Genomic DNA, 21690 nt, shown 5'->3' on the forward strand with positions numbered 1-21690 from the left:
CCCCAACCCTCCCCCGGAAGGGGAGTGAGCAAGAAAGGGAGGCACGTCGGTCATTCCTTCTTTCCTATACCGAGGTACGTGTCGATGATCCGCTGGTCGTGCAGCAGGTCGCGCGCCTTGCCTTCGAGCGCCACGGCGCCCATCTCCAGCACGTAGGCGCGGTCGGCCACCTGCAGCGCGGCGCGTGCGTTCTGCTCCACGAGCAGCACCGACACGCCATGGCTGCGCAGCTGCGACACCACGCGCAGCACCTCGCGCACCACCAGCGGGGCGAGGCCCAGCGAGGGTTCGTCGAGCATCAGCAAACGCGGCCGCGCCATCAGCGCGCGGCCAATGGCCAGCATCTGGCGTTCGCCGCCCGAAAGCGTGGAAGCCAGCTGTGGGCGGCGCTCGCGCAGGCGCGGGAAGATCCCGAAGATCTCGTCCATGCGCGCGCGCTGGTCGCGCTTGCCTTTGCGCCACTGGTAGAAGCCGCCGAGCAGCAGGTTGTCTTCCACCGACATCTCGCCGAACAGCTCGCGCCGCTCGGGCACCAGTGCGACGCCGCGCGCCACCATGGTCTCGACGCTGGGGCGCGCGACGCGCCCGCCGTCCAGCATCAGCTGGCCGGTGGAAGGCAGCAGGCCCATGGCGGCGCACAGCAGCGTGGTTTTGCCGGCGCCATTGGGGCCGATCACGGTGACGATCTCGCCCTCGTTCACCTGCAGGCGCACGCTGTGCACCGCTTCCACGGTGCGGTAGGCGACGCAGAAGCCGTCGAGTTGAAGCAAAGGATGGCTCATCGGGCGTCTTCCAGCAGTTCGTCGTCCGCGCCGCCGAGGTAGGCTTCAAGCACGCGCGGGTTGGCCTGCACTTCGGCCGGCGTGCCGGTGGCGATGACGGTGCCGAATTCGAGCACCGTGATGCGGTCGGCGAGGTTCATTACGAACTCCATGTCGTGCTCCACCACGAGGATGCCGAGGCCCTCGGCGCGCAACTGGCTCAGCAGCACCGAGAGCGCGCGCTTTTCAAGATGGCGCAGGCCGGCCGCCGGTTCGTCGAGCAGCAGCACCGAGGGCTGGCCGGCGAGCGCGCGGGCGATTTCGACCACGCGCTGCTGGCCGAGCGAGAGCGATGCCGCGGGCGTGTTGGCATGCGCGCCGAGGCCGCAGCGTTCGATCTGCCTGCGGGCCTCGGCCATCAGCGCGGCTTCTTCGGCACGGTCCAGCCGCAGCATCGCGGCGAGCCAGCCACGCTTCGCACGCAGGTGCGCGCCGAGCGCGACGTTCTCAGCCACGCTGCGCTGTCCGAGCAGGCGCACGTGCTGGAAGGTGCGGCCCAGGCCCAGCGCGGCGAAGGCGCGCGAAGGCTTGGCCGCCATCGGCTGGCCGGCGAGCTTCACCTCGCCCGAGGTCGGGTCGTCCACGCCCGAGATCATGTTGAAGAAGGTGCTCTTGCCGGCGCCGTTCGGGCCGATCAGCGCATGGATCTCGCCGGCCTTCAGTGTCATCGAAATCGCGTTGTTGGCCACGAGCCCGCCGAATCGCTTGCTCACGTCGCTGGCTTGCAGCAGCAGTTCGCCACTCGCGGGCAGCGTGCGCTGCGCGAGCTGCACGGTCGGCGCCTTCGATGCGAGAGCCGGCGCCTTGCGCGCCGCATCGTTGCGCACCCAGCGGCGCGTGATGCGCGCCAGCGTGGGCCACAGGCCGTCGGAAAAACGCTGCAGCACGAAGAGCATCAGCAGCCCGAACACGATCACCTCGAAGTTGCCGCTGCTGCCGAGCAGCGAGGGCAGCACGTCCTGCAGCTTTTCCTTCAGCAGCGTGATCAGCGCCGCACCCAGCACCGCACCCCACAGGTGGCCCGCGCCGCCGACCACCGCCATGAACAGCAGCTCGATGCCGATGTTCAGGTTGAAGGGCGTTGGGTTCACGAATCGCTGCAGGTGCGCATAGAGCCAGCCCGACACCGCCGCGAGCAGCGCGGCCAGCACGAACAGCTTGATGCGGTGGCGCGCCGTGTCGACGCCCATCGACTCGGCCATCAGCCGCCCGCCCTTGAGTGCGCGGATGGCGCGGCCTTCGCGGGAATCGAGCAGGTTGTGCAGCGCCCAGAGCGCCAGCAGCAGCACCGCCCAGATCACGACGCCGAGCGCGCGCGGCGTGGCCAGCGATAGCCCCGCCACCACCAGCGGCGGCACGCCCGTGATGCCGGTCTGCCCGCCGAGGAAGTCCATGTTGCCCAGCAGGTAGTACAGGCTCAGGCCCCAGGCGATGGTGCACAGCGGCAGGTAGTGGCCCGACAGCTTGAGCGTGACCGCGCCGAGCATCCAGGCCAGCGCGAAGGTGAACGCCAGGCCCAGCAGCAGGCCGGCCCACGGCAGCAGCGCAGGGCCGACCGCGCCACCCAGCCAGGCGGCAGCAGTGGGCGACGTGCAGATCCATGCGGTGGCGTAGGCGCCCATGCCGACGAACGCGGCCTGCCCGAAAGAGGTCATGCCACCCACGCCGGTGAGCATGACCAGCCCGGCCGCGACCAGCGCATACAGGCCGATGTTGCTGAGCACCGAGACCGTGAATTCGGGCAGGAAGCCCCAGGCCAGCGCCAGCAGCACCACGCACGCCAGCGTGAGCTGGCGCGGCGTGACCAGCGGCTTGCCTTCGGGCGGGGTGTTCAGTGTCGCGGGATTCGAAGACGCGCTCATTCTTCGTCCTCCACGTGGCGGCTGTGGAGCGAACGCCACCACAGCACTGGAATGATCAGCGTGAAGACCAGCACCTCCTTGAACGGGCTGGCCCAGAACGAGGCGAATGCTTCGAGCTGTCCCACCAGCAGCGCGCCGGCCAGCGCCAGCGGATAGCTCGCGAGCCCGCCGACGATGGCGGCGACGAAGCCCTTCAGGCCGATGAGAAAGCCGGTGTCGTAATACACCGTGGTGATCGGTGCGATCAGCAGCCCCGAGACGGCGCCGATGAGCGCTGCGAGCGCGAAGCTCAGGTCGCCCGAGAGCTCGGTCGGAATGCCCGACAGCCGCGCGCCCACCCGGTTGATGGCGGTGGCACGCAGCGCCTTGCCGACCATCGAGCGGCCGAAGAACAGGAACATGGCAATCACCAGCAGCAGCGTGACGCCGACCACCACCAGCGACTGTCCGCCGACTGGAATGCCGCCGATGTCGAGGCGCGCTTCGGAGAACGCCGCGGTGCGCGAGCCTTCGGCGCCGAAGAACAGCAGGCCCAGCCCGACCAGCACGCCGTGCAGCGCGACCGAGACGATCAGCAGCATCAGCACGTTGGCGTCCGCCAGCGGCCGGTAGGCCAGGCGGTAGAGCAGGGGGCCGAGCGGCATGATGAGAAGCAGCGTGGTGAGCGTCTGGCCCGTCATCGACGTGGGTTTGAGCAGCAGCACCAGCGCGGTGGCCGCCGCCGGCAACACCACGCACCATGCGAGCGCGGAGGCCCAGTCGACCACTGCGCCGCGCTTCCAGCGCCAGATTTCCACCAGCAGCACCGCGACTGCCAGCACCAGCAGCAGCCACAGCGTGGCCGGCACACGGCCAGCCTGCAGCATCGCCATAGAGAGCGCCCCGAAGGCGACGAACTCACCTTGGGGAATGAAGATGACGCGCGTGACTGAAAACACCAGCACCAGTGCGAGCGCCATCAAACCGTAGACGGCACCGTTGACGATGCCGTCCTGCCCCAAGAGCAGGGCGATCTGCAAATCCATAAAAGAAACCTTCGGGCTTGGCCCGTGTATCGAATCAGGGTCAGGCACAAGCGCCGTCAGTTGCGCTGCCTTGTGTTGCTCCATCCCCCTTTGGGGGAGGGAGCGAAGACATCAGGGCTGGTATTTCCAGGCGCCGTTCTCGATCTTCACCATCACGCGGGCGCGTTGGTCGAGACCCAGGTGGTCCTTCTCGGTCATGCTGAACACGCCGTGCGCGCCCGACACTTCCTTGACCTGCTCCAGCGCATCGCGCAGCGCGGCGCGGAATTCCGGCGTGCCGGGCTGCGCCTTCTTCAGTGCGACGGGCACGGCCGAGGTCATCAGCAGGCCGGCGTCCCAGGCGTGTGCACCGAAGGTCGACACGGTGCCCTTGCCGTAGGCGGCTTCGTAGGCGCCGACGTAAGCCAGTGCAGATTTCTTCACCGGGTTGCTGGCGGGCAGCTGCTCGGCCACCAGCACGGGGCCGGCGGGCAGGAAGGTGCCTTCCACGTCCTTGCCGCCCACGCGCAGGAAGTCGGCGTTCGCCACGCCGTGCGTCTGGTACATCTTGCCGGCGTAGCCGCGTTCCTTGAGCGTCTTCTGCGGCAGCGCGGCCGGTGTGCCCGAGCCCGCGACCAGCACCGCGTCGGCCTTGCTGGCCATGATCTTCAGCGCCTGGCCCGTCACCGAGGTGTCGGTGCGGGAGTAGCGCTCGTTGGCCACGATAGTGATCTTCTTCAGCGCAGCGGCCTTGGCGAATTCTTCCGACCAGCCTTCGCCGTATGCGTCGGAGAAGCCGATGAAGGCCACGGTCTTCACGCCGTTGGCGGCCATGTGCTCGGCGATGGCGAGCGACATCATGATGTCGTTCTGCGGCGTCTTGAACACCCACTTCTTCTTGGCGTCCATCGGTTCGATGATGCGGGCCGAAGCGGCGATGGAAATCATCGGCACCTTGGCTTCGCTCACCACGTCGATCATGGCCAGCGAGTTGGGCGTGGTGGTGGAGCCCAGCACGACGTCGACCTTGTTCTCTGCGATGAGCTTGCGCGTGTTGGCCACGGCCGCGGTGGTGTCCGAAGCGTCGTCGAGCACGATGTAGTTGATCTTCTGGCCGCCGATGGTCTTGGGCATCAGCGCGATGGTGTTCTTCTCCGGAATGCCGAGCGAGGCGGCCGGGCCGGTGGCCGAGAGCGTCACGCCGACATTGACGTCGGCCCACGCCGCGGCGGCGGTGGCGCACAGCGCGGCGATCAGCAGGGGCTTGAAGAAGAGTTTCATTGGTCTTGTCTCCGGTTGAAAAATATTTGAAGTTCTAGCGCTCGTCGAATGAGAGCGTGACGCGTTCGGTCAGGGGGTGTGCCTGGCAGGTCAGCACGAAACCTGCTGCCACTTCATTCTTGTCGAGCGCAAAGTTTCTTTCCATGCGGACTTCCCCGTCCACGCATTTGGCGCGGCAGGTGCCGCACACGCCGGAGGTGCACGAGAACGGGACTTCGAGCCCCGCGGCCGAAGCCGCATCGAGGATGCTGGGCTGGCCTTCGGTGTAGGTAATCTCGCGCTGCAGCCCGTCGCGCACGATGACGATGCGCGCCTGCCTGGCGTCGCCGGGCTGCGCCTCGTGCACCACCGCGCCGACCTGCGTGGCCGAAGGCAGCGCCACGCCGAAGCGTTCGATGTGGATGCGTTCCTCGGGCACGCCGGCGGCCAGCAGCGCGGCCTCGGCTTCGTCGTTCATCTGGAACGGGCCGCAGACATAGACATGGTCGATCGTCTTCGCAGGCACCACCGACGCCAGGAACTCGCCGATCTTCTCGCGGTTCATCACGCCGAAGCCCAGCGGCGAATCGGTGTGCTCGTCGGAGAACACGTGCTGCAGCACAAGCCGCGTCATGTAGCGGTTCTTCAGGTCCTCGATTTCTTCCTTGAACATCGTGGACTGCAGCTGGCGGTTGCCGTAGATCAGCGTGAAGCGGCTTCGCGGCTCGCGCGCCAGCACCGTCTTCATGATCGACAGGATCGGCGTGATGCCGCTGCCGCCCGCGATGCCGACGTGATGGCGTGCCGAAGCCGGCTCGATGGGCACGAAGAAGCGGCCCTGCGGCGCCATCACCTGCAGGGTGTCGCCCGGCTGCAGATGGGCGTTGATCCAGTTGGAGAACACGCCGCCGCGCACCTTGCGCACGCCGACGCGCAGCTCGCCATCGTCGAGGCCGGCGCAGATCGAATAGGAGCGGCGCAGGTCCTGGCCGTCGATGTCGTGGCGCAGCGTGAGGTACTGGCCCTGCGTGAAGCCGAAGACCTGCTGCAGGTCGATGGGCACTTCGAACGAGACGACGACGGCCTCGGCCGTGTCGGGCTCGATGGCCTTCACGCGCAGGGGATGGAAGAGGGTGCTCATCGCGGGGGAGTCTCAGAAGGGTTTGAAGTGTTCGAAAGGCTCCTTGCACGCCATGCAGCGGTACAGGGCCTTGCAGGCGGTGGAGCCGAATGCGGAAAGCCGCTCGGTGCGCTCGCTCGCGCAGCGCGGGCAGGCGATGCGCTCGCCGGCGATGCGGCCGAAGAGCTTGATGGGCATGGCGGTGCTGGCGGCCTGCTCGGCGTTCAGGTGCGCGGGCGGCGCGATGCCGTAGGCCTTGAGCTTGGCGCGACCCTCGTCGCTGATCCAGTCGCTGGTCCAGGCGGGTGCACGGCGCAGGGTTGCGCGCGCGCGGCCCAGGCCGGCCTGCTCGATGGCGGCCAGCACGTCGTGCTCGATGGCCTCGGTGGCGGGGCAGCCGGAGTAGGTCGGCGTGAGCACGATCTCCAACCCGTCGTCATGCTCGATCACGTCGCGCACGATGCCGAGGTCGCACACCGACACGGCCGGCACCTCGGGGTCGGGCACCGTGTGCAGCACGGCCCATGCCGCGTCGACGCGCGAGGCGAGGGCGTTCACCACACCCCCCCGGGAAAGCTGCGTTGCAGGTGCTGCATCTCCGCGAGGATGTAGCCCATGTGCTCGCTGTGCACGCCGTGCTTGCCGGTGCTGCGGAAGGCGGCTTCCTTCGGCATGGCGAGGCCGGCGGCGTCGAGCACCTGTTGCATTTCGGCGAGCCAGGGGTCGCGCAGTTCGCTCCACGCCGGACCGAGGCCGCTGGCGCCGGCTTCGGCATCGACCGCGTCGCTGAAGAAGAGCTCGGGCATGTAGAGCCATAGCTGCTCGAGCGCCTTTTCAGTGCGGCGGCGCGATTCGTCGGTGCCGTCGCCCAGCCGCACCACCCAGTCGCCCGAATGCTGCTGGTGGTAGCGCGCTTCCTTCACGGCCTTGCCGGCGATGGCAGCCACTTCGGGGTCGTTCGATGCGGCCAGGCGCTGCCACAGCAGCTTGAGCAGTGTCGACACCATGGTGTTGCGCACCACGGCGAAGGCGAAGTCGCCGCGCGGCAGTTCGGCGATGGTGAGGTTGAAGTAGTCGCGCTCGTCGCGCAGGTAGGCGAGTTGGTCTTCGTCGTGCTCGCGGCCTTCGATGCGGCCTGCGTGTGTCAGCAGCGCGCGCGCCTGGCCGACGAGGTCGAGCGCAATGTTGGCCATCGCGATGTCTTCCTCCAGCACGGGCGCGTGGCCGCACCATTCGCCCAGGCGCTGCGCGAGCACGAGGCAGGTGTCGCCGATGCGCAGCAGGTATTGCACGGCGGGCGTGCGGTTCAGTTCGATCGATGCTTGCATGGTCCTGGCCTTGCTCACATGTGGTCGACCGACTTGGGCAGCGCGTAGAAGGTCGGGTGGCGATACACCTTGTCTTCCGCCGGGTCGAAGAACATGTCCTTGTCGCCCGGGTCGCTCGCCACGATCTGGTCGGAGCGCACCACCCAGATGCTGCTGCCTTCCTGGCGGCGCGTGTACACGTCGCGCGCCATCTGGATCGCCATCTTCGGATCGGCCGCGTGCAGGCTGCCGCAGTGCTTGTGATCGAGCCCGGCCTTGCTGCGCACGAACACTTCCCACAGGGGCCACTCTTGCTTGCTGGTATCGGTGCTCATGCTGCTTCCTTCATCGGTTGCTTGTTGGCGTGGGCCATGGCGGCTTCACGCACCCACGCGCCTTCTTCCCAGGCGTCGACACGGGCCTGAAGGCGCTCGCGGTTGCAGGGGCCGTCGCCGCCGATCACGCGCCAGAACTCGCTCCAGTCGATCGCGCCGAAGTCGTGCGCCTGGCGCTCTTCGTTCCACTTCAGGTCGGGGTCGGGCAGGGTCACGCCGAGGATGCGCGCCTGCTCCACGGTGGCGTCGACGAACTTCTGGCGCAGCTCGTCGTTGCTGAAGCGCTTGATGCCCCAGCGCATCGACTGCGCGCTGTTGGGCGACTGGTCGTCGGGCGGGCCGAACATCATGATCGACGGCCACCACCAGCGGTTGACCGCGTCCTGCACCATCGCCTTCTGCGCCTCGGTGCCGTGGGTCATCATGGTCAGCAGGGCTTCGTAGCCCTGGCGCTGGTGGAAGCTTTCCTCGCGGCAGATGCGGATCATGGCGCGCGCATACGGCGCGTACGAGCAGCGGCAGATCGGCACCTGGTTCATGATGGCCGCGCCGTCCACCAGCCAGCCGATGGTGCCCATGTCGGCCCAGGTCAGCGTGGGGTAGTTGAAGATCGAGCTGTACTTTGCCTTGCCGCTGTGCAGCGCCTCGAACATCTGGTCGCGCGAGGTGCCCAGCGTTTCGGCCGCGGCATACAGGTAGAGGCCGTGGCCGCCTTCGTCCTGCACCTTGGCCAGCAAGATGGCCTTGCGCTTGAGCGTGGGCGCGCGGCTGATCCAGTTGCCTTCGGGCAGCATGCCGACGATTTCCGAGTGCGCGTGCTGGCTGATCTGGCGCACCAGCGTCTTGCGGTAGTGCTCGGGCATCCAGTCCTTCGCCTCGATGAAGTCGCCGGCGTCGATGTGCGCGTCGAAGCGTTCCTCGAGCCGCATTTCCTCGGCGGAGCGCACGGCCTTCTGTTTGCCGTCGCCTGCGTCCTTGCCCATGGTGTCCATTGCCTGGGTGTACATGTGCGTGTCCTTTCGGTGAATGGATGTGGAATGGCTTCAGCGCGGGCGCGTGTCGATCACGCGGCGTGCCTTGCCGGTCTGGGTGCGTTCCATCTCGTTGGGCGCATGGACCACCACGCGCGTGGAGATGCCGATGAGCGTCTTCACGCGGTGCTGCACCCATTCGCCGATGGCGGTGCGGTCCGCCGATGCTGCGTCGGCTTGGTTGAGTTCGCAGTGCACCTCGACCTGGTCGAGCTTGTCGGCGCGGCTCACGTGCACTTGGTAGAGGCCCGACAGCGCCTTGTGCGCGAGCACGATCTCTTCCACCTGCGTGGGGAAGACGTTGACGCCGCGGATGATCATCATGTCGTCGCTGCGCCCGACGATCTTGCCCATGCGGCGGAACGAACGCGAGGTGGGCGGCAGCAGGCGCGTGAGGTCGCGCGTGCGGTAGCGCACGATGGGCATGGCCTCCTTGCTCAGCGAGGTGAAGACCAGTTCGCCTTCCTCGCCGTCGGCCTTCAGCTCGCCGGTGTCGGGATCGATGATCTCGGGGTAGAAGTGGTCTTCCCAGATGACGGGGCCGTCCTTGCTCTCGACGCATTCGCTGGCTACGCCGGGGCCCATCACTTCGCTCAGGCCGTAGATGTCGACGGCGTCGATGCCTGCCTTGGCCTCGATGTCGCGGCGCATGGCCTCGGTCCACGGCTCGGCGCCGAAGATGCCGACCTTGAGCGAGCTGTCTTTCGCGTCGAGGCCCTGGCGCTCGAACTGCTCGATGATCACCTGCATGTAGCTGGGCGTGACCATGATGATGTCCGGCTTGAAGTCCTGGATCAGCTGCACCTGCTTCTCGGTCTGGCCGCCCGACATCGGGATGACGGTGCAGCCCGCGCGCTCGGCGCCGTAGTGCGCGCCCAGGCCGCCGGTGAACAGGCCGTAGCCGTACGACACGTGCACCATGTCGCCGGGCCGCCCGCCCGCGGCGCGGATGGAGCGGGCGACGAGGTCGGCCCAGGTGTCGATGTCCTTCAGCGTGTAGCCGACCACGGTCGGCTTGCCGGTGGTGCCCGACGAGGCGTGGATGCGCGCCACCTTCTCGCGCGGTACGGCGAACATGCCGAAGGGGTAGTTGTCGCGCAGGTCGCCCTTCACCGTGAACGGGAACTTCGACAGGTCGGCGAGCGACTTCAGGTCGTCGGGGTGCACGCCCTTGGCGTCGAAGGCCTTGCGGTAGTGAGGCACGTTGTCGTAGGCGCGCTGCAGCGTGGTGCGCAGGCGCTGGATCTGCAGCGCGGTGATTTCGTCGCGGCTCGCGGTTTCGATCGGCTCGAGGTCGCCGGGGGTGGGGCGTTTGACTGTCATGTGTCTTGTCTCCTCAGGCGGCAACGGCGGGGCGGCCCTTGGCGGTGTAGGAGCGGCCGCGGAACATCGCGATGCGCTCGCCGCGCTGGTTGGTGATCTCGGTGTCGTACACGCCGGTGCGGCCGGCCTTCGAGACTTCGTGGCAGCGCGCGGTGAGCACGTCGCCCTCGCGCGCCGGGGCGATGAAGTCGATCGAGAAGCCCGAGGCCACGGTCAGTTCGTTGTACGAGTTGCAGGCAAAGGCGAAGGTCGAGTCGGCCAGCACGGCCATGAAGCCACCGTGGCAGGTGGCGTGGCCATTGAGCATGTCGGGGCGCACCTTCATCTCTATGGTGGCTTGGCCGGGGCCGACCTCGACGATGCGCATGCCGAGGCCCTGCGTGGCGTTGTCGTTCGCGAGCATGCCGTCGCGGACGTACTCGGCTGTTTGTTGAGGAGTGCGGGTGGGTTCGGTCATCTTTTTTCAGCTGGCTCGAAGCTGCGTGTTCGGGTTCGGGGTGCGTGCACGGGCCACCCCGTCGGCGTGAGCGCGCCCCGAAGCACCCGTCTCACGCACAACGCGAAAGATCAAGAAGCAATGCTTCATCTCAGCGATCCTTGAACATCGGCGCACGCTTCGCGCGGAAGGCTTCGACGCCTTCGCGGTAGTCGTCGGCATTGCCCATGACGCGCTGCAGTCGGGCTTCTTCGTCGAGCGCCGTCCGCAGGTCCATGCCTTGCGCATCGGCCATGGCCTGGCGCGTGGCGACGAGGGCGCGGGTCGGCATGGCCGCCAGCTTCGATGCGAGGGCCGCCGCGGTTTCGGCCAGCGCCGCGTCGTCCACGCACTGCCAGATCAGGCCGATGCGCGCAGCCTCTTCGGCCGGCAGCTTGTCGCCCAGCATCGCGATGCCGAGCGCGCGCGCCGAACCCACGAGGCGCGGCAGCAGCCATGTGCCGCCGGTGTCGGGCACGAGGCCGATCTTGGTGAAGGCCTGGATGAAGCTGGCCGAGCGTCCCGCCACCACGAGGTCGCAGCACAGCGCGAGGTTGGCACCCGCACCGGCCGCCACGCCGTTCACCGCGGCGATCACCGGCACCGGCATCGAGCGCAGGCGCGCGACGAGCGGGGCGTAATAAGTGGAGATGACGTGGCCCAGGTCCTTGGGCGCGGCGCCCGGAGTCGGGTCGGGCGCGACCGAGGGATCGGCAAGGTCCTGGCCGGCACAGAAGGCACGGCCGGCGCCCGTGAGCACCACGCAGCGCACGCTCTCGTCCTGCGCTGCGGCCTCCAGCGCCGCCATCAACTCCGCATGCAGTTCGGTCGTGAAGCTGTTGAGCGCCGCAGGGCGGTTGAGGCTCAACGTGCGAACGGTGCCGGCGTTGCCGGTGAGTACCAAAGGCTCGGGCATGGCGTGTCTCTTTCATCCTCTGTGGGGGTGGATCGGCGTGCAAACACTATTGACCGACCGTTCGGTTGATTTTAGGATCGACCTCCATCCCGGCACAAGCGGGGGTGGTTCAGGGCAAACCCTGAGTCACGGAAAAAGGAGTCCGACCCAATGCCCAGCTATTCCATCGACGGCGTGATTCCCGTCGTCGACCCGAGCGCGTACGTGCACCCCACGGCGGTGCTGATCGGCGATGTGATCGTCGGCCCGAACTGCTACGTGGGTCCCTGCGCCAGCCTGCGCGGCGACTTCGGCCGCATCGTGCTGGAGGAGGGCTCGAACGTGCAGGACCATTGCTGCGTGCACGGCTTTCCCGACAACGACACGGTGATCGAGGTCAACGGCCACATCGGCCACGGCGCGATCCTGCACAGCTGCATCGTGCGGCGCGACGCGCTGGTGGGCATGAATGCGGTGGTGATGGACGAGGCCGAGATCGGCGAGAAGGCCATCGTCGCGGCCTGCGCCTTCGTGCCGGCCGGCATGAAGGTGCCGGCACGCTCGCTGGTCGCGGGCATTCCGGCGAAGGTGAAGCGCGAATTGAGCGAAGACGAGATCGCCTGGAAACTCGAGGGCACGCAGACCTACCAGGCGCTCACGGTGCGCAGCCTCGCGAGCCTGCATGAAGTGGCGCCGCTCGCGCAGGTGGAGCCGCACCGCCCGCGCCTGCCGGCCACCGAGGTGCGCTCGCTCATCGCCACGAAGCGGGGCTGATCCGGTTCGCGCTTCGTGCAAGATCGCCCGTTGCCCTCAACACAACAGTCCAACCCAGGAACAAGAACCGATGCCGCGTGGAAGATCCGCCACCTACGACGACCAGCGTGAACTGATCCTCGCGCAGGCCGCCCAGCTGTTCGCACGCAGCGGCTATCCCGCCACCTCGATGAACCAGGTGGCCGAGGCCTGCGGGCTCTCGAAGGCGACGCTCTATCACTACTACAAGGACAAGAGCAGCCTGCTGATCAGCATCGCGGAGACGCACGTCTCCAAGCTCGCGGCGCTGGTGGCCGAGGAAGAGGCGTCGACGCACACGGACGAGCAGCGCCTGCGCCGCTTCATCTACCGCATCGTCGAGGAATATGCCGGCGCGCAGGACGCGCACCGCGTGCTGACCGACGACGTGCGCTTTCTCGAAGAGGCCGACCGCGAGCGCGTGCTCGACAAGGAGCGCGAGGTGGTCGCGGGCTTTGCGCGCGCCGTGTCTGCGCTGCGCCCCGGCGCACCGAGCGACGACCTCGCCAAGCCGCTGACCATGCTGCTGTTCGGCATGATCAACTGGATGTTCACCTGGATGAAACCCGATGGCCGGCTCGACCACGCGGCCATCGCGCCGATCGTGGCCGACCTGTTCCTGGGAGGTATCGGCGCGGTCAAGTCGCCCGATGCGCCGGCGGCCATGCCGCGCGGGCCTAGAGAATCCGGTTGAACCAGAGCAGCGACAGCCCCGCAGACAGCAGCGTGAGCACCGCGGCGCCCAGCGCGAACAGTGCCGAGATCTCGGTTTCCTTCTTCTCCACGGTGAGCTTGGAACTCAGCGTCTCGTAGACCTTCTTCAGGTCGTTCGCCGTGCCGGCGTAGAAGTACTCGGCGTTCGTCTTGTTGGCGATGGCCTTGAGCGTCTCCTCGTCGAGCCGCACGCGCATCGACCAGCCCTCGAAGCCGATGGTCTCGCCGTCGACCGTGCCCACGCCCACCGTGTAGATGCGCACGCCGCGGTCGGCCGCGGCCTTGGCCGCGTCGAGCGGGTCGACGCCGGTGGTGCGCTGCCCGTCGGTCAGCATGATGATCGCGGCCGAGGTGAAAGAGCCCGGCGCCACGGGCGTGAAGTCCTTGAGCTTCTTCTCCGACTGGTCGATGGCCGCACCGCGCTGGCGGCTCGGCGCGCTGAACTGCTCGACGTCGATGCCCGCGTCGGGGAACAGCGTGGCCAGCGACACCACGATGGCATTGCCCGTGGCGGTGGCGCGCTGAAGCTGGAAGCTGTCGATGGCGGTCACCAGGTCCTCGTGGTTGGTGGTGGGCAGCTGTGCCACCTGCGCGCTGCCCGCGAAGGCGACGATGCCCACCTTCACGCTGCGCGGCAGGTCCTTGATGAAGCTCTTGGCCGCCTCCTGCGCCGCCACGAGCCGGTTGGGCTGCACGTCGGCCGCGCGCATGCTGCCCGACACGTCCATCGCCAGGATGATCGTCTGCTGGTTCGACGGCAGCACCACCACGGCCATGGGACGCGCCGCGGCCACCAGCATCGCGGCCATGGCCAGCAGGAAAAGCGCGGGCGGCAGATGCCGCCGCATGCTCTGCCCGGCACCTATGGCCTCGCGCACGATCGACAGGCTCGCATAGCGCACCGCCAGCTTCTTCTTGCGGCGCAGCAGCCAGAGGTAGAGCAGGATCAGCAGCGGCAGGGCCGCCAGCAGCCAGAGGAATTGAGGCCAGAGAAAAGTCATGCTGCCACCGCCTTCATGCCTGCCGGGCCGATGCGCGCGCGGCGCTTGCGCAGATCGGCGAAACGAACGATGGCTTCCACCAGGTCGTCATTGGTCGAGAGTTCGAGTGCGTCGACGCCGGCCCTGGCCAGTGCCTCGCGCAGTGCGGTTTCACGTTCCGACGCCAGGCGCGCGAAGCGTTTGCGAAAGCCCGCATCGTGGGTGTCGACCCACAGCTGCTCGCCGGTCTCGGCGTCGCGCAGCGGCACCAGGCCGAGGTCGGGCAGTTCGAGTTCGAGCGGGTCGAACAGGCGCACTGCGATCACCTCGTGGCGCTGCACCAGCTGGCCGAGCGGGCGCTCCCAGCCGGGCTCGCTCAGGAAGTCGGACACCACGAACACGGTGGAGCGGCGCGGCATCAGCGTGGCGGCCGACTTGAGCAGGTCGGCCAGGCGCGTCATGCCTTTCTGCATGGGCGCGGCCTCGGCTTTTTCAGCGCGCTTCTCCATCGCGTGCAGCAGGTGCAGCACGTGGCGCCGTCCGGTGCGCGGCGGAATCACCGCTTCGAGATCGCTGCCGTAGACCAGCGCGCCCACCCGGTTGCCGTGCCGCGTGAGCAGCCGCGCCAGTACGCCGACGAAACCCGCCGAGACCTCGCGCTTGGCCTTCAGGCCCGAGCCGAAATCGACCGAGCGGCTCAGGTCGAGCACGAACCACGCAGCCATCTCGCGGTCTTCGGTGAACACGCGCACATGCGGCGTCTGCAGCCGCGCCGTGACGTTCCAGTCGATGTGGCGCACGTCGTCGTGGTGCTGGTACTCGCGCAGGTCGGCCAGGTCGAGGCCGGTGCCGCGCATCAGCGTGCGGTAGTCGCCCTGCAGCAGGCCGTCGAGGCGGCGAATGACAGTCCATTCGAGCCGGCGCAGCGCGCGCTCGGCCCCACCGGCTTCTGCGGCGAGCCGTTCGTCGTTCGCGGCCGCGGGGGCCTTACGCCACCAGCTTTTCATGTTCGAGCGGCTTGGGAGGAGCGGGGACTGCGCGCATGATCTTCTCGACCAAGCCGTCGGGCGTCAGGCCCTCGGACAGGCCTTCGTAGGAAAGCGTCACGCGGTGGCGCAGCACGTCGGGCACCAGCGCCGTCATGTCTTCCGGCAGCGCATAGCTGCGGCCGCGCAGCAGCGCCAGGGCGCGCGCGCCCTCGGTCAGGCTGATGCTGGCGCGCGGGCTGGCACCGAAGGTGATGAAGCGGCGCAGGTCCTTCAGGCCATGCTTCTCGGGCGTGCGCGTGGCCGACACCAGCTTCACTGCGTACTGGATCAGCGAGGGGTCGACATACACGCGCCGCGCCTCGGCCTGCAGCGCCGCGAGCTGCTCGGTGGTGGCGACCGGCGTGGCGTTGACAGGCGGGCCGATCACGCGCTGGACGATGACGAACTCTTCCTCGTCGCTCGGGTAGTCGACCAGCACCTTCATCATGAAGCGGTCGACCTGCGCCTCGGGCAGCGGGTAGGTGCCCTCGGTCTCGATGGGGTTCTGCGTGGCCATCACGAGGAAGGGGCGCGGCACCTTGTGCGTCTCGCCGGCGATGGTCACCTGCCGTTCCTGCATCACCTCGAGCAGCGCGCTCTGCACCTTGGCCGGCGCGCGGTTGATTTCGTCGGCCAGCAGCAGGTTGGCGAACACCGGGCCCAGCGAGGTGCTGAACTCGCCCGTCTTCTGGTTGTAGATGCGCGTGCCCACGAGGTCGGCGGGCACGAGGTCGGGCGTGAACTGGATGCGCTTGAACTGGCCGCGCACGGTGTCGGCCAGCGTCTTGACGGTGAGCGTCTTCGCCAGGCCCGGCACGCCCTCGACCAGCAGGTGCCCGCCCGCGAGCATGGCGACCATCACGCGCTCGAGAAAGCGGTCCTGGCCCACGACCACGCGCTTCACCTCGTAGAGGATCTGCTCCATCAGTTCGGCGGTGCCGGCGGGCGTGGGATTGACGGTCTCTGTGCTCATGCGAAGGACTTTCGAAAAAGAATCGTCAGAACGGCGGCGAACCCGCGGCGGACGCGGCGTTCTCGATGGGCACCGCGAAGCCGATGCCGATGAAGGTGCGCTGCTGTGTCGGGTTGAGGATGGCGGTGACGATGCCGAGCACCTCGCCGTCCATGTTGATCAGCGGCCCGCCCGAATTGCCGGGGTTGGCGGCCGCGTCGAACTGGATCAGGTTGCCCAGCTCCTGCTTGCCCTCGGGCGAGCGGAACGAGCGCTTCAGGCCCGACACCACGCCGGCCGACACGGAAGGCCCGATGCCGAACGGAAAGCCCACGGCCGCCACCTGGTCGCCGGGCCGCAGGTCGGCGGTCGAGCGCATGGTGGCGGGGATCAGGTCGTCGGGAATCTTCTGCGCCTGCAGCACGGCAAGGTCGTTCTCGGGCTGCACGCCGGTGATGGTGGCCACAGCCTCCAGGCCGTCGAAGAAGGTGACCTTGATCTTGTCGGCGCCCGCGACCACGTGCAGGTTGGTCAGGATCACGCCCTTGTCGACGATCACCACGCCCGTGCCCACACCGCGCTCGACCTCGCCGGGCGTGCCGCCATCGCTGGGGGCTTCGGGCGGCTTGCCCTTGGCGAGGTTGCGTCCGCGCTTCTGGATCTTGGCTTCGGGCGTGTTCTTTTCTTCACCGTAGCTCACGACCCGCACCACCGAGGGCCGGATGATGTCCGCGGCCTTGGCGGCGGGCGAGGGCAGGGTGGTGGTCTGCAGCGTGCGCAGCACGGCCGCGTCGATGTCTTTCTGCGTGAGGGCCTTGGCGCCCGGGCGCGGAACCCACAGCGCAGCGCCGGTGACCAGCGCGGCCGACAGCACGACCAGCATCGCGAAGCTGCGGCGGCCGGGTTGCCAGCCGGTCTTCTTTGCGGGGGCGGCTTGCAGCGCAGGGCCCGCGCCGACCGCTTCGGGCGAGGCTGGCGCCCCTGCCCGTTCGGCCGCCTCGTCTGCGGCCGGTGGCAGCGTGCGGGGCGAATGGCTGTAGACACCTGGCCTGCGCATCGGAGCACCTCCGGCAAAAAATCGCGTGAAGGAGTTCACAGTAGCACGCTTTCCACGCCTGCGCATCCCATCGGGCATCATCGCGCGATGGCTACCTTCGTCGATACCCACTGCCACCTGGATGCGCCTGAATTCGGTGCCGAGATGCCCGTCCTGCGCGCCCGCGCCTCCGCGCGGGGCGTGGCGATGTGCGTGATCCCGGCGGTGGCCGCCTTCAACTTCGCAGCTGTGCGTGAACTGGCCCATGCGCAGGGCGATGCCTACGCGCTGGGCATTCACCCGCTGTGCACCGGCGAGGCGAAGGATGAAGACCTCGAAACCCTCGATGCCGAGCTGGCCGCGCAGCGCGGCGACCCGCGGCTGGTGGCGGTCGGCGAGGTCGGGCTCGACTACTTCGTCGAGGGGCTCGACGGCGAGAAGCAGGAGCGGTTTTTTCACACTCAGTTGCAACTGGCACGCAGGCACGGGTTACCCGTGCTGATCCATGTGCGGCGCTCGGTCGACAAGGTGCTCAAGCACCTGCGGCAGACGGCAGCCGGCAAGCCGTGGCAGGGCATTGCGCATGCCTTCAACGGCAGCGAGCAGCAGGCGCAAGCGTGCATCGAGCTCGGGTTGAAGCTCGGCTTCGGCGGCGCGGTGACCTTCGAACGCGCGCTGCAGCTGCGGCGGCTGGCCGCCACTTTGCCGCTTGGATCGATCGTGATGGAAACCGATGCGCCCGACATCCAGCCGCACTGGCTGTACCGCACGCAGGCCCAGCGCGATGCCGGCGAGCCGCAGGGCCGCAACGAGCCGGCCGAGCTGCCGCGCATCGCCGAAGTGGTGGCCGGCCTGCGCGGCATCGGCCTCGACGAGCTGGCCGCAGCCACCACCCGGAATGCGCTCGAAGCGCTGCCGCGTCTGGAAAATCTCATGGCCATGTCGGCGCGTCCACCGCGCCCCGCGTAGGCCAATGCCCCGTCCTGCCTGCATGAAGGCAGATGCCGCGGATTTGCTGTCATCCTCGAGCGCCACCAGTTCGTTGCTGGTTCAGTGGCAAGTCAGTCACTCAAAACTTCATCCAACAAGGAGCTTTACATGAGCACGTCTTTCGTTCGCACCATGCCCGTCGTCCTCGCACTGGCACTCGCCTCCATCGGCGTGTCGGCCGTGGCCCAGACCACCGCGCCTGCAGCCGCACCGGCCCCCGCTGTGGCCCCGGCCGAGCCCACCACCACCGAGAAGATGAAAGAGACCGGCAAGGAAGCCGTCGACGCCACCAAGCGCACGACCAAGAAGGCTGTCGCGGCCACCGAGAGCGGCACCAAGAAGGCCTGGAAGGCCACCAAGCGCACGACCAAGAAGGCCACCAACGCCACCAAGAAGGCAGCCGCCAAGACCGGCGAAGCCGTCGAGAACGCCGGCCACAAGGCGGCCGACGGCATGCGCAGCACCGGCAAGGCCATCGGCGAGAAGATCCCCGGCACGGCAGAGAACGAAGCCGCCAAGAAGTAAGCCTGCTTCGGCCTTCGCGAAAAAACCCGCTTCGGCGGGTTTTTTCATGGGCGGTGCAAGTGCGCGCGGGACGGTGGCACGATTGCCGCCCATGAATCCACCCGCCGCATCCGCTACCGCCGCGAGCACGTTGCTCACGGGACTCGCGCCCATCGTGTCGCCGGCCACCGTGGTGCTGATCCTCGGCAGCTTCCCCGGGGTCAAGTCGCTCGAGCGGCAGCAGTACTATGCACACCCCCAAAACCAGTTCTGGAAGATCTTGCAAGCCGTCTGGCCCGAAGTCCCTTTGCCGTCGGGCATAGACAGCTACGCGCAGCGCTGCCGGTGGCTGCTCGACCGCGGCCTGGGCGTGTGGGACGTGTACGGCGCCTGCGAGCGCGAGGGCAGCCTCGATTCGGCCATCCGCGCGCCCGTGGCGAACGACATCGCCGGGCTGCACCTGCCAAAGCTCGCGGCCATCGCGCACAACGGCGGCGAGAGCTTCAAGCACGCACGGCACACGCGCACCCTTGGCGTGCCGGTCTATCCGCTGCCTTCCACCAGTCCCGCCAACGCGTCGTGGAGCTTCGAGCGCAAGCTCGCGGCCTGGCGCGAGGTCTTCGCCGCCCACCAACTCGTCTGATGGCATCCAGCAAAATTCCCGCCGTTCTTCCCGAAGTCAATTTCTCCGACTGGGGCGACGTCCGCTACCTGCACCTGGGCACCGAATGGGTCCAGGGCTCGATGAAGCTGGACGCGCCCTTCGAGATCGAGCTCGAATACGTGCAGCGCATGATGGCCTGGCTGCTGTTCGCCGACAGCAAGACCGTGGCCAGCCGCCACGCGATGCAGCTCGGCCTGGGCGCGGCCACGCTCACCAAGTTCAGCCGCAAGATCCTGCGCATGCGCACCACCGCGATCGAGCTCAATCCGCAGGTGGTGTCGGCCTGCCGCGGCTGGTTCAAGCTGCCGCCGGACGACCCGAAGCTGCGCGTGGTGATCGCCGATGCGGCCGCCGAGATCCGCAAGCCCGAATGGCACGGCACGGTCGATGCGCTGCAGGTCGACCTGTACGACCACGAGGCCGCCGCGCCCGTGCTCGACAGCGAAGACTTCTATGCCGACTGCCGCGCGCTGCTCACCGAGGACGGCTGCATGACGGTCAACCTCTTCGGCCGCTCGTCGAGCTATGAGCGCAGCCTCGAAAAAATCGCCGGTGCCTTCGGTGCCGATGCCGTCTGGGCGTTCAGGCCGACGCGCGAAGGCAACACGGTGGTGCTCGCGCAGCGCACGCCGAGCCGACCGAAGCGCGAGGCGCTTGCCGAGCGCGCCCAAACGATCCAGACTCGCTGGAGCCTGCCCGCGCCGAAATGGCTGCGGGTCTTCAAGCCCCTGAATATTTCACTTACCCGACCTGCCGGCTCATGAGCGTTGTTCCCGCTGTTTCTGCTCCCGCCCCACTGGCCGCCCGCCACGAAGGCCCGCTCGACCTGCGCCGCCTGATCGAATGGCTGGCTACCGACGGCGTGATCTCGCCCATGGAGGCCAAGCGCACCATCGCGCGCTGCGCCCAGGCTGAAAGCCGGCAGGCGCCGCTGGTGCGGCTGGCCAACGTGGCCATGACGCGCGAGGGCGACGGCAAGCCGCTCGATCTAGAAATGCTCACGCAATGGCTCGCGGGCCGCGCCGGGCTCACGTACCTGCGCATCGATCCGCTCAAGGTCGACGTGGGCAAGGTGGCCGACACCATGAGCGCTGCGTATGCCGAGCGCCACAAGGTGCTGCCGGTGCAGGTGCTGCCCAACGAGGTGGTGGTGGCCACGGCCGAGCCCTTTCTCACCGACTGGATCGCCGAGGTCGAGCGCCAGTCGCGCCGCGCGGTGCGCCGCGTGGTCGCCAACCCGGCCGACATCCAGCGCTACACGGCCGAGTTCTTCGCGCTCGCGAAGTCGGTGCGCGCCGCGCAGAAGGCCGGCGGCAACACCGGCGGCGCGAGCTTCGAGCAGCTGGTGGAGCTCGGCAAGAGCAACAAGCAGCTCGACGCCAACGACCAGAGCGTGGTGCAGGTGGTCGACTGGCTGTGGCAGTACGCCTTCGACCAGCGCGCGAGCGACATCCACCTGGAGCCGCGCCGCGAGCAGGGCGTGATCCGCTTTCGCATCGACGGCATCCTGCACCCCGCCTACCAGATGCCGATGGGCGTGATGAACGCGATGGTCGCGCGCATCAAGCTGCTGGGCCGCATGGACGTGGTGGAAAAGCGCCGCCCGCTCGATGGCCGCATCAAGACCCGCAACATGCGCGGCGACGAAATCGAAATGCGCCTGTCGACCCTGCCGACGGCCTTCGGCGAGAAGATGGTGATGCGGATCTTCGACCCCGACACCGCCGTGAAGGACCTCGACGCACTGGGCTTCGCGCAGCACGACGCCCAGCGCTGGGAGCAGCTCGTCACGCGGCCCAACGGCATCATCCTGGTGACCGGGCCCACGGGCTCGGGCAAGACCACCACGCTGTACTCCACGTTGAAGCGCGTGGCGACCGAAGAGGTCAACGTGAGCACGGTGGAAGACCCGATCGAAATGATCGAGCCCTCGTTCAACCAGACGCAGGTGCAGCCGCAGCTCGACTTCGGCTTCACCGAAGGCCTGCGCGCGCTGATGCGGCAGGACCCGGACATCATCATGGTCGGCGAAATCCGCGACCTCGCCACCGCCGAGATGGCGGTGCAGGCCGCGCTCACCGGCCACCTCGTGTTCAGCACGCTGCACACCAACGATGCGCCGAGCGCCATCACGCGGCTGATGGAGCTGGGCGTGCCCTCCTACCTCATCAACGCCGTGATGCTGGGTGTGCTCGCCCAGCGCCTCGTGCGCACGCTGTGCCCCAACTGCAAGCAGCCGGACGACACCGTCACCCGCGAGAAGCTGGAGGCCATCGTCAAGCCCTGGCAGATCACGGGCTCGGTGCGCGCCTACAAGCCGGTGGGCTGCGTCGACTGCCGCATGACCGGCTACATGGGGCGCATGGGCCTCTACGAACTGCTGAGCATCAGCGAGGCGTTCAAGGGCAACGTGACCAAGGAGCCCAACCTCGCCGGGCTGCGCCGCCAGGCCGTGATCGACGGCATGCGCCCGCTGCGGCTGGCCGGCGCGCTGCGCGTGGCCGAGGGCGTGACCACCATCGAGGAAGTGCTGAGCGCCACGCCGCCACTGGAATAGTCTTCCGCCCCAGGACCCTGAGTCCTTTCGGGTTATCCCT

Annotated in this window: 23 protein-coding genes; 7 read left to right on the forward strand and 16 right to left on the reverse strand. The window is 67.9% G+C overall.

The features are described 5' to 3' along the window. Window positions 1–50: 50 nt before the first annotated feature. The 12 genes from ACCC97_RS22540 to ACCC97_RS22595 all read right to left on the reverse strand — a co-directional run bounded on the left by ACCC97_RS22540 (window position 51) and on the right by ACCC97_RS22595 (window position 11454). Window positions 51–782, reverse strand: coding sequence for an ABC transporter ATP-binding protein (locus tag ACCC97_RS22540; protein ID WP_413335159.1), 732 nt, complete (start codon window positions 780–782; stop codon window positions 51–53). After that, window positions 779–2683: an ABC transporter permease subunit gene (locus tag ACCC97_RS22545; RefSeq protein ID WP_413335160.1), complete on the reverse strand. Its 1905-nt coding sequence runs from the start codon at window positions 2681–2683 to the stop codon at window positions 779–781. Before ACCC97_RS22545 ends, ACCC97_RS22540 begins: the two co-directional genes overlap by 4 nt. After that, on the reverse strand, window positions 2680–3708 hold the full coding sequence (locus ACCC97_RS22550; RefSeq protein ID WP_007837440.1) for a branched-chain amino acid ABC transporter permease: 1029 nt from the start codon (window positions 3706–3708) through the stop codon (window positions 2680–2682). Before ACCC97_RS22550 ends, ACCC97_RS22545 begins: the two co-directional genes overlap by 4 nt. A gap of 111 nt (window positions 3709–3819) precedes the next feature. Further along, window positions 3820–4968 (reverse strand): ABC transporter substrate-binding protein, encoded by a 1149-nt coding sequence (locus tag ACCC97_RS22555; RefSeq protein ID WP_007837437.1) that lies wholly within the window; start codon window positions 4966–4968, stop codon window positions 3820–3822. A gap of 34 nt (window positions 4969–5002) precedes the next feature. Beyond that, window positions 5003–6088, reverse strand: coding sequence for a 1,2-phenylacetyl-CoA epoxidase subunit PaaE (paaE, locus tag ACCC97_RS22560; RefSeq protein WP_007837435.1), 1086 nt, complete (start codon window positions 6086–6088; stop codon window positions 5003–5005). A gap of 12 nt (window positions 6089–6100) precedes the next feature. After that, window positions 6101–6625, reverse strand: coding sequence for a 1,2-phenylacetyl-CoA epoxidase subunit PaaD (paaD, locus tag ACCC97_RS22565; protein WP_007837434.1), 525 nt, complete (start codon window positions 6623–6625; stop codon window positions 6101–6103). Then, the gene (paaC, locus tag ACCC97_RS22570) at window positions 6622–7395 is read right to left on the reverse strand and encodes a 1,2-phenylacetyl-CoA epoxidase subunit PaaC (protein ID WP_413335163.1); all 774 of its coding nucleotides are present in this window, start codon (window positions 7393–7395) and stop codon (window positions 6622–6624) included. The genes paaD and paaC overlap by 4 nt, the downstream gene beginning before the upstream one ends. Before the next feature lie 14 nt (window positions 7396–7409). Next, window positions 7410–7709: a 1,2-phenylacetyl-CoA epoxidase subunit PaaB gene (gene paaB / locus ACCC97_RS22575; protein ID WP_007837429.1), complete on the reverse strand. Its 300-nt coding sequence runs from the start codon at window positions 7707–7709 to the stop codon at window positions 7410–7412. Then, window positions 7706–8716 carry a 1,2-phenylacetyl-CoA epoxidase subunit PaaA gene (gene paaA / locus ACCC97_RS22580; protein WP_413315531.1) on the reverse strand — a complete coding sequence of 337 codons (1011 nt, stop codon included), beginning with the start codon at window positions 8714–8716 and terminating at the stop codon, window positions 7706–7708. The genes paaB and paaA overlap by 4 nt, the downstream gene beginning before the upstream one ends. A gap of 36 nt (window positions 8717–8752) precedes the next feature. Beyond that, the gene (gene paaK / locus ACCC97_RS22585) at window positions 8753–10063 is read right to left on the reverse strand and encodes a phenylacetate--CoA ligase PaaK (protein ID WP_413335165.1); all 1311 of its coding nucleotides are present in this window, start codon (window positions 10061–10063) and stop codon (window positions 8753–8755) included. A gap of 13 nt (window positions 10064–10076) precedes the next feature. Further along, on the reverse strand, window positions 10077–10520 hold the full coding sequence (paaI, locus tag ACCC97_RS22590) for a hydroxyphenylacetyl-CoA thioesterase PaaI (protein ID WP_007837426.1): 444 nt from the start codon (window positions 10518–10520) through the stop codon (window positions 10077–10079). A 130-nt stretch (window positions 10521–10650) separates the two neighbouring features. Beyond that, on the reverse strand, window positions 10651–11454 hold the full coding sequence (locus ACCC97_RS22595) for an enoyl-CoA hydratase-related protein (RefSeq protein ID WP_007837425.1): 804 nt from the start codon (window positions 11452–11454) through the stop codon (window positions 10651–10653). A 150-nt stretch (window positions 11455–11604) separates the two neighbouring features. Here ACCC97_RS22595 and ACCC97_RS22600 point away from each other — a divergent pair, with 150 nt between their 5' ends. Together ACCC97_RS22600 and ACCC97_RS22605 are read left to right on the forward strand one after the other, a co-directional pair. Then, on the forward strand, window positions 11605–12207 hold the full coding sequence (locus tag ACCC97_RS22600; protein ID WP_413315536.1) for a phenylacetic acid degradation protein PaaY: 603 nt from the start codon (window positions 11605–11607) through the stop codon (window positions 12205–12207). A gap of 70 nt (window positions 12208–12277) precedes the next feature. Beyond that, window positions 12278–12919, forward strand: a complete 642-nt coding sequence (locus ACCC97_RS22605) for a TetR/AcrR family transcriptional regulator (RefSeq protein ID WP_007837421.1) — start codon at window positions 12278–12280, stop codon at window positions 12917–12919. Here the strand turns inward: ACCC97_RS22605 and ACCC97_RS22610 are convergent. Genes ACCC97_RS22610 through ACCC97_RS22625 form a run of 4 tightly spaced genes read right to left on the reverse strand, consistent with a single transcriptional unit; the run spans window position 12903 to window position 16956 of the window. Beyond that, window positions 12903–13940: a VWA domain-containing protein gene (locus ACCC97_RS22610; protein WP_413315537.1), complete on the reverse strand. Its 1038-nt coding sequence runs from the start codon at window positions 13938–13940 to the stop codon at window positions 12903–12905. The two genes, ACCC97_RS22605 and ACCC97_RS22610, sit on opposite strands and share 17 nt — an antisense overlap. Beyond that, window positions 13937–14926 carry a DUF58 domain-containing protein gene (locus ACCC97_RS22615; RefSeq protein ID WP_007837418.1) on the reverse strand — a complete coding sequence of 330 codons (990 nt, stop codon included), beginning with the start codon at window positions 14924–14926 and terminating at the stop codon, window positions 13937–13939. Before ACCC97_RS22615 ends, ACCC97_RS22610 begins: the two co-directional genes overlap by 4 nt. Continuing rightward, entirely contained in the window at window positions 14907–15920 is a 1014-nt protein-coding gene (locus tag ACCC97_RS22620; protein ID WP_413315539.1) for an AAA family ATPase, read from the reverse strand. Before ACCC97_RS22620 ends, ACCC97_RS22615 begins: the two co-directional genes overlap by 20 nt. A gap of 25 nt (window positions 15921–15945) precedes the next feature. Further along, on the reverse strand, window positions 15946–16956 hold the full coding sequence (locus ACCC97_RS22625) for a S1C family serine protease (RefSeq protein ID WP_007837415.1): 1011 nt from the start codon (window positions 16954–16956) through the stop codon (window positions 15946–15948). Window positions 16957–17043: 87 nt separating this feature from the next. Between ACCC97_RS22625 and ACCC97_RS22630 the strand changes: the two genes are divergently transcribed. The 5 genes from ACCC97_RS22630 (at window position 17044) to ACCC97_RS22650 (ending at window position 21650) form a co-directional block, all read left to right on the forward strand. Beyond that, entirely contained in the window at window positions 17044–17904 is an 861-nt protein-coding gene (locus ACCC97_RS22630; RefSeq protein WP_007837414.1) for a TatD family hydrolase, read from the forward strand. Between the two features lie 129 nt (window positions 17905–18033). Continuing rightward, on the forward strand, window positions 18034–18450 hold the full coding sequence (locus tag ACCC97_RS22635) for a hypothetical protein (RefSeq protein ID WP_007837412.1): 417 nt from the start codon (window positions 18034–18036) through the stop codon (window positions 18448–18450). Between the two features lie 91 nt (window positions 18451–18541). Further along, the gene (locus tag ACCC97_RS22640; RefSeq protein WP_042674133.1) at window positions 18542–19072 is read left to right on the forward strand and encodes a DNA-deoxyinosine glycosylase; all 531 of its coding nucleotides are present in this window, start codon (window positions 18542–18544) and stop codon (window positions 19070–19072) included. After that, window positions 19072–19857 carry a spermidine synthase gene (locus ACCC97_RS22645; RefSeq protein WP_007837409.1) on the forward strand — a complete coding sequence of 262 codons (786 nt, stop codon included), beginning with the start codon at window positions 19072–19074 and terminating at the stop codon, window positions 19855–19857. Before ACCC97_RS22640 ends, ACCC97_RS22645 begins: the two co-directional genes overlap by 1 nt. After that, on the forward strand, window positions 19854–21650 hold the full coding sequence (locus ACCC97_RS22650; protein WP_413335169.1) for a GspE/PulE family protein: 1797 nt from the start codon (window positions 19854–19856) through the stop codon (window positions 21648–21650). Before ACCC97_RS22645 ends, ACCC97_RS22650 begins: the two co-directional genes overlap by 4 nt. Window positions 21651–21690: the final 40 nt, after the last annotated feature.

The organism is Variovorax sp. Varisp85 (assembly GCF_047304045.1).
Classification (GTDB): Bacteria; Pseudomonadota; Gammaproteobacteria; order Burkholderiales; family Burkholderiaceae_C; genus Variovorax.